The sequence below is a fragment of the Bradyrhizobium sp. SHOUNA76 genome (assembly GCF_023006445.1).
Classification (GTDB): Bacteria; Pseudomonadota; Alphaproteobacteria; order Rhizobiales; family Xanthobacteraceae; genus Bradyrhizobium.
Map to the genome: position 1 here is coordinate 1 of NZ_JALBHA010000324.1, position 7,547 is coordinate 7,547.

7 protein-coding genes are annotated in these 7,547 nt (G+C 65.8%); 4 read left to right on the forward strand and 3 right to left on the reverse strand.

All coding sequences use genetic code 11. The annotated features are described in order from the left end of the window. On the reverse strand, positions 1-797 hold a 797-nt coding region (locus tag MOV74_RS26050; RefSeq protein ID WP_246929220.1), incomplete at its 3' end, for a dihydrodipicolinate synthase family protein. A 178-nt stretch (positions 798-975) separates the two neighbouring features. Here MOV74_RS26050 and MOV74_RS26055 point away from each other — a divergent pair. Continuing rightward, positions 976-2,388 carry an FAD-binding oxidoreductase gene (locus tag MOV74_RS26055; protein ID WP_246929221.1) on the forward strand — a complete coding sequence of 471 codons (1,413 nt, stop codon included), beginning with the start codon at positions 976-978 and terminating at the stop codon, positions 2,386-2,388. Between the two features lie 8 nt (positions 2,389-2,396). After that, positions 2,397-3,062, forward strand: coding sequence for a GntR family transcriptional regulator (locus MOV74_RS26060; protein ID WP_246929222.1), 666 nt, complete (start codon positions 2,397-2,399; stop codon positions 3,060-3,062). Between the two features lie 301 nt (positions 3,063-3,363). On the opposite strand, the gene MOV74_RS26065 is transcribed toward MOV74_RS26060, so the two are convergent. Next, complete coding sequence (locus MOV74_RS26065; protein WP_246929223.1) at positions 3,364-4,305, reverse strand: DMT family transporter; 942 nt, start codon at positions 4,303-4,305, stop codon at positions 3,364-3,366. Beyond that, complete coding sequence (locus tag MOV74_RS26070) at positions 4,286-4,573, reverse strand: hypothetical protein (RefSeq protein WP_246929224.1); 288 nt, start codon at positions 4,571-4,573, stop codon at positions 4,286-4,288. The genes MOV74_RS26065 and MOV74_RS26070 overlap by 20 nt, the downstream gene beginning before the upstream one ends. A gap of 158 nt (positions 4,574-4,731) precedes the next feature. On the opposite strand from MOV74_RS26070, the gene MOV74_RS26075 reads away from it, so the two are divergent. Both MOV74_RS26075 and MOV74_RS26080 read left to right on the forward strand, forming a co-directional pair. After that, complete coding sequence (locus MOV74_RS26075; RefSeq protein ID WP_246929225.1) at positions 4,732-5,598, forward strand: 3-keto-5-aminohexanoate cleavage protein; 867 nt, start codon at positions 4,732-4,734, stop codon at positions 5,596-5,598. An 84-nt stretch (positions 5,599-5,682) separates the two neighbouring features. Further along, a partial coding sequence (locus tag MOV74_RS26080) for a YgiQ family radical SAM protein (protein WP_246929226.1) occupies positions 5,683-7,547 on the forward strand: 1,865 nt, incomplete at its 3' end.

Below are 7,547 nucleotides of genomic sequence, written 5' to 3' on the forward strand. Positions count from 1 at the left end.
AGCCAGGCGGCGTCGCCGGTCTGCGCCGCCAGGATGGCCTTCAGCGTCGCGGTGAAGGACGGCGTCTTCAGCACGACGTCGATCGCAGCCTGCATGCGCGCTTCGACATCCTTGCCCACCACCATGCCCTTGACCAGCTCGGGCACGACGTTGGCCATGCCGCAGATGGTGCCGGCGCCGCCGGCCGCGATCGCGCGGGTGATATCGGCTTCGTTGCCGACGGTGATGGCGAGCTCGGGTGCAGCAGTGCGGAAGGCCTGGAACTGCTTGAAGTCGCCGCTGGAGTCTTTGAGGCCGGCAACCTGCTTGCCATAGCGCTTGCGCAAGTTCGCGGCGACGCTGCTCGGGATCGCAACGCCCGACGTCTGCGGGATGTGATAGAGATAAGCGCGCAGCCGGTCGTCGGCGACGCCGTCGATGATCGCGGCAAAGGCATCCTCGATGCCTTCAGCCGTGACGCCGCGGTCGAAATAGGGCGGCAGCAACAGCACGTGACGCAGGCCGAGGCCGAGTGCGGCGCGCGAGAGGGCGATGCTGTCGGTGATGGCGGGAAAGCCGCCGCCGATGCCGATGCGTTCCGGGGCAACGCCGGCCTTGAGCACGGCTTCGATGGTCGCGACGCGCTCGGTGACATTGAAAGAGGTGCCCTCGCCGGTGGTGCCGAACAGCACGACGCCGTCGACGCCCTTGCCGAAAAGCTGGTTGGCGTGAGCCGCGAGCTTTGCCGAATCCACGCTGCCGTCGGCTGCCAGCGGCGTCGCCGATGCCACCCAGAACCCGCGAATTGCCTCGGTCATCACACTGCCCCTTGCTTGGCCCCCGAACTAAGCCTCTGATCTCAAAGGACCTTCCGAAGCTTAACCGGGTTTTGTTTTTGCTTTACTTTTCATCTTGTACCTTACATACAAGAAGCACGCAAACCCTTTCCGATGTCACGGCGCGCATGGGCGCAGTCATGTTTTGAGGAGGTCTCGCATGGACATGGTGACCCCTATCGGGCGACCCGACCAATTGCTCGGCGCCCTGCGCGACAAGCTCGGCGCAGCCGCCGTGTTGATCGGCACCGACGTGCCGGCGCGCAATTGCAACGATTGGAGCGCGAGCCTGCCGCAGACGCCGCTCGCGGTGATCCGCCCCGTGGATGCGCAAGGTGTCGCCGACGCGATTCTGACCTGCCGGCAGGCGCGCCTGCCGTTCGTGCCGCAGGGCGGACTGACCGGGTTGTGCCGCGGCGCATCGCCCGAAGCGGGTTGGGTCGCGATCTCGCTGGAGCGCATGACCGGCATCGAGGAGATCGACCCTGCCTCGGCGACGATGACGGTGAAGGCAGGCACGCCGCTGGAGACGATCCAGAAGGCCGCCGACGAGGCCGGCTTCTTCTTCCCGCTCGACCTCGGCTCGCGCGGCTCCTGTGCGATCGGCGGCAATCTTTCGACCAATGCCGGCGGCAACCGCGTGATCCGCTACGGCATGACGCGCGAACTGGTGCTCGGCCTGGAAGTGGTGTTGCCCGACGGCACCGTCATGACCAACCTCAACAAGCTGATGAAGAACAATGCCGGCTACGATCTGAAGCATCTGTTCATCGGCTCCGAAGGCACGCTCGGCATCATCACCCGCGTGGTGCTAAAACTGTTCCCGAAGCCGCGCTCGACCATGGCCGCGCTGTGCGCGCTGAAGGACTATGCCGCAGTGATCGCGCTGCTCGACGCGGCGCGCAGCGGGCTCGGCCCGCTGCTGTCGGCATTCGAGGTGATGTGGCCGGACTATTGGGACGTGATCACGAATCGCGCCGGCGTGAAGCCGCCGGTCGGCGCAGGTCACGGCCTCTACGTGCTGGTCGAGGCGCAGGGCACCGACGAAAGCCTGGACGCGCCGCGGTTCGAGAGCTGGCTCGAAGAGCTGATGGAGCGCGGGCTGCTGACTGATGCTGCTGTCGCGCAATCGCTGGCGCAGACGCAGAGCTTCTGGCGCGTGCGCGACATCTGCGCCGAATTCGGCCAGGTGCTGGGCCCGCACATCTCCTACGACATCGGCCTTGCGGTTAAGCGGATGGACGAGTTCGTCACGCGGTGCAAGGCGGCGCTGGCTGACGGTATCGAGGGCTGCGAAAGCGTCTATTACGGCCATATCGGCGACGGCAATCTGCATCTGGTCTCCTGGGTCACCGGCCTTTCCGTCGAGCAGCAGCCGAAGGAAGAGATGGACACGATCATCTACGGTCTGGTCCGTGAGCTCGGCGGCAGCGTCTCCGCCGAGCACGGCATCGGCACGCTGAAGAAGAAGTGGCTGGGGCATGCCCGGAGCGAGGCCGAGATCGCGCTGATGCGGACGCTGAAGGCGGCGCTCGATCCCGATCACCTGCTCAATCCCGGCAAAGTCGTCTGAGAGAGCAGATGCGCTCGCTCAAGCTCGATACGCCGAAATCGCTGTCGCAGCGGGTGATGCAGCGGCTGCGGCAGGCGATCATCGACGGCGAGTTCGCGTTAGGGGCCGCCATATCCGAGGAGATGGTGGCGAATTCCTTCGGCGTCAGCCGCACGCCGGTACGCGAGGCCATGGGCCAGCTGCAGGCGCAAGGCCTCGTGGCGATCCGCCCGCAGGTCGGCAGCTTCGTGTTCACGCCGAGCGCCGATGACATCACCGCGCTCTGCACCTTCCGCATCGCGCTCGAGCCCCGGGCGGCCGAGCTCGCCTATCGCTGCGATCGCGACGGTGCGATCGCCTCGATGGGTGCGGCGATCGCGGCGATGGAGCCGGCGGTCGCGGCGAAGGACAACATCGCCTATGGCCGCGCCGATGCGGCCTTCCACGAGGCGCTGTTCGCCCATTGCGGCAACCGCTACCTCGCCGAATCCTATCAGCTGGTTTCCGGCCGCGTCGCCGCGCTCCGCACCAATTTGGCCTCGCCGATCGACGTCCGGACCCGCACGTCGTTCGACGAGCATCGCAAGCTGCTCGATTTGTTCGCGCGCGGCGAGCTCGCCGCCTTCGAGGAGTTGATGACAACGCACATCACCAATTCGGGGTCGGTCTACGCAAGAGCGCTCAAGGTGGAATGAGCGCGACTATCGCGCGTCCTTTGATCCCGGCCTGTCCAGAAAATCCAGCGCGGTATTGATCTGTTCGAGCTGGTGCTCGATCTTGTCGCGGTCCTCGACTGACGGCGCCTTTTGGAGCTGTTCCACGAGCTTCTGCTTCCGCAACAGCAAGTTCTCTATGACTGTGCTCACAAGTCCCCCATCGCCAGAGGCGACACCGCGAACGCCGAAACAATAGAAGCGCGCTCAACCGGGCCCTTGATCAGAATGTTCGCAGTCTCGGATGGTTCCTGCGTCTGAACTACGATGCGCCCAGATGGAACTATCGGCGCAAGCTGGCCCACACGCCGCCAAGGATCAATAGGCCGCCGGCGAAATGGATTGGCTTTGGCGGCTCGCCGAGAATCGCGAAAGACAATAGGGCGCTTGCAACCGGTCCGAGGTAAAGGACGAGCGAGGTTCGCACCGAACCGAATTTGGCGCCGAGCCAGGCAAAGCCGGCATACGCAAGCAGGCCAGGAACGATCCCTGCGAACACGTAGGCCGCGAGCGCCCTGACGCTGAAGATTTGGGCCGGCATGGTCCACATTTCCCAGGCGGCGAGCGGCAGCGAGAACAATGCGCCGGCGGCTGCGAACAGGCTGATGCGCGCAAGCAGGGACGCGCGCGGCGCGGCTCGCGATTGCAGCAGAGTATAGCCGGACCAGCCGAGCATCGCGATCACGACCAAGCCGTCGCCCGCCGCGGTCTCCAGTTCGATCAGCGTCTGCGGATGACCGCCCGAGATGATGAGCAGCGCACCAGCCAGCGCGAGCGCGGTACCCAACCATTGCAGCGGGCCGACGCGTTCCATGCCGCGCACGGCGGAGATCAGCAGCACGGTGATCGGCGACAGCGCCATGATCAAGGCGATATGGATGGCCGTCGTCGATACGCCGGCGGCGTAGACCGGGCCGCCGCAGAGAAACATGCCCATGAACCCGGCCGCCAGGATCGGCCAGATGTTCTTGCCAAGTGCGATGCGGCCGTCGCGAATCTCGGCGAGCGCAATCGGCGCAAGCCCGACGGCAACGATGCTCCAGCGGAAGAAGGCGAGCGCAAACGGTGGGACGGATCCGGCGAGCCCGCGCGCCAGGATTTGATTTGAGGCCTGCGCAGTCGCCACCAGGATGAAGCCGACCAGCGCAATGGCGCCGAGCCAGGCTCTGGCGGATGATACGCCGGCCGGCACGTCGTGACCGCCGTCAGAGATTTCCTTGCCCATGGATCAATCGGATATCCGATGTCGGCCGGGGTGAGAACCCCGACGACGGCTCACCGACATGCAAATGCGGCACGCGCGCCATCCCGGGGGACGCGGAGACACCCGCGAGCAACACCGGCACGATGGGAGTGCGTGTGACCGAGACCGACAACACCGCCAGCAACGCGCAGAGCATGCAGAGCCGCATCCGCACCGTCCTGCGATCGGTGATCGGCAGGAACAGGAAGAACAGCATCGCCAGGATCAGCAGCATGTCGACCACGAACATCGATCTCTCCCTTGAAACGAAGGAGAGCATGACGTGATTGGCGCCCACCGGTATGTGGACGACGTCACACACCTGATGCCGCTGACCGCGCGCAGCCGACGTGATACGGTTCTGCAAAACGAGCCTCGGTTCGTTCGGACGGGCGCGGGAGGCGCAAGATGCACAAGGTCTGGATCGAGGCGGCACTGAACGGACCCTGGAGCCGCGCGCTTCAGCCCGGTATCCCCGATACGATCGACGCAATCATCGCCGAGGGCATTGCCTGCGCGAAGGCCGGCGCCGCGATCATTCACACGCATGCCTATGACGGCGGGGGACCGCAGACTTTCGATTGGCAGGTCTATGCGCGGATCATCGAAGGCATTCGTGCCAGGATCGACGTGCCCGTCTATCCCTCGATCCCCGGCCTTGATGCGCGCGGCAACATCGCCGACCCCAAGGCGCGCTTCGCCCATATCGAGGCGCTAGCCGAGCGCGGCCTGCTCGAATTCGCCGTGGTCGATCCCGGCAGCGTCAACTTCACCCTGACCGCCACCACGGCGGAAGCCAAGCCGGCCGAGACCTATCTCAATCCGGAGACCCACATCCGGCACGGGCTTGGCGTTGCCAGGCGCTACGGAATTCACCCCGCCTTCGCCATCTACGAGCCGGGCTTCATCCGCGCCGGCGCGGCACTGGCGCGCGCGAGCGGCGTGAAGGCGCCGGTCTACCGCTTCATGTTCTCGCAGCAATTCGCGTTCTGCTTTCCGCCGAAGCCGTATGGCCTTGCGGCGCTGGTCACGCTGGCGGAGGAGGAAGCACCGGGTGCGCCGTGGATGGTCTCCGGCCTCGGCGTCGACCTCACGCCGCTAATCGGCGAGGCGGTGGCCCGCGGCGGCCATATCCGCGTCGGTCTCGAGGATGCGCTGCTGGGGTCGACGGCCACCAATATTGGCCTCGTCGACGACGCCGTTCGGATGGTCCGCGCGCATGGCGGCGAGCCGGCCACCACGGCCGAGGTCCGGCAGGCGCTGGCGAAGGGTTAACGCGCCCAAACGGCTACGGAACCTCGAATCTTTCACGCGCCCGTCGGTTGAATTCGAGGGCCCGGAGTCCTATGCCTACGCCCCATGAACACTGAGATCATCGCCGCCGAAAAGCCCCTGATGGCGCAGGCCCGACCGCGCAAGCCGGCGCCGTTCCTCCCGATGAGCCGCGCCGAGATGGACGCGCTCGGCTGGGACGCCTGCGACATCGTGCTGGTGACCGGGGACGCCTATGTCGACCATCCGAGCTTCGGCATGGCGATCATCGGCCGCCTGCTGGAGGCGCAGGGCTTTCGCGTCGGCATCATCTCCCAGCCCGACTGGCATTCGGCCGAGCCGTTCAAGGCGCTCGGCAAGCCACGCGTGTTCTTCGGCGTCACCGGCGGCAACATGGATTCCATGGTGAACCGCTACACCGCGGACCGCCGCATACGCAGCGACGATGCCTATACGGCCGGCGGTGAAGGCGGCAAGCGGCCGGACCGCTGCACCGTCGTCTATGCGCAGCGCTGCCGCGAGGCGTTCAAGGATGTGCCGATCGTGCTCGGCGGCATCGAGGCCTCGCTGCGCCGGATCGCGCATTACGACTACTGGTCCGACAAGGTGCGCCGCTCGGTGCTCGCCGACGCCAAGGCCGACCTCCTGCTGTACGGCAACGCCGAGCGCGCCGTCGTTGAAGTGGCGAACCGCATCGCAGCCGGCGAGACCGCGCGCGAGCTCGACGACATCAGGGGCGTCGCGCTGTTCCGCAAGGTCCCGGAGGACTACACCGAGCTGCACGCCGACGATCTTGATTCCGCCGACGAGGGCGCAACGCGCCAGAAGGGTGCGACCGTGATCCGGTTGCCGGCGCTGGACCAGGTCGAGCAGGACAAGGAAGCTTATGCCCGCGCGTCACGCGTGCTGCACCGGGAGAGCAATCCCGGCAATGCACGGCCGCTGGTGCAGCGTCACGGCGACCGTGACCTCTGGCTCAATCCGCCGCCGATCCCGCTGACGAGCGACGAGATGGACGCGGTCTACGACTTGCCCTATGCGCGCGCCCCGCATCCGTCCTATGGCGACGCCAAAATTCCCGCCTGGGACATGATCAAGTTCTCCGTGACGATCATGCGCGGCTGTTTCGGCGGCTGCACCTTCTGCTCTATCACCGAGCACGAAGGCCGCATCATCCAGAACCGCTCCGAGGGCTCGATCCTGCGCGAGATCGAGAAGATCCGCGACAAGACGCCGGGCTTCACCGGCGTGATCTCCGACATCGGCGGCCCCACCGCCAACATGTACCGGATGGCGTGCAAGGACCCGAAGGTCGAGGCGGCGTGCCGGCGGCCGTCCTGCGTCTTCCCCGAGATCTGCCCGAACCTCAACACCTCGCATGACGATCTGATCCGGCTCTATCGCAAGGTGCGCGAGACCAAGGGCATCAAGAAGGTGATGGTCGCCTCCGGCGTGCGCTACGACCTCGCGGTCGAGAGCCCCGAATACATCAAGGAGCTCGTCACCCATCACGTCGGGGGTTATCTGAAAATCGCGCCGGAGCATACCGAGCGCGGCCCGCTCGACAAGATGATGAAGCCGGGCATCGGCGCCTACAACAAGTTCAAGCGGATGTTCGACGAAGCGGCCGAACGGGCCGGCAAGAAGTATTACCTGATCCCCTATTTCATCGCGGCACATCCGGGCACGACCGACGAGGACATGATGAACCTCGCGCTCTGGCTCAAGAAGAACCGCTATCGTGCCGATCAGGTGCAGACCTTCCTGCCCTCGCCGATGGCGACCGCGACCGCGATGTACCACACCGGCGTCAATCCGTTGCGCGGCGTGCGCCGCGGCGGCAGCGACAAGGTCGAGGCGATCAAGGGCCTGCGCCAGCGCCGCCTGCACAAGGCCTTCCTGCGCTATCCCGACCCCGACAATTGGCCGGTGCTGCGCGAGGCGCTGATGGA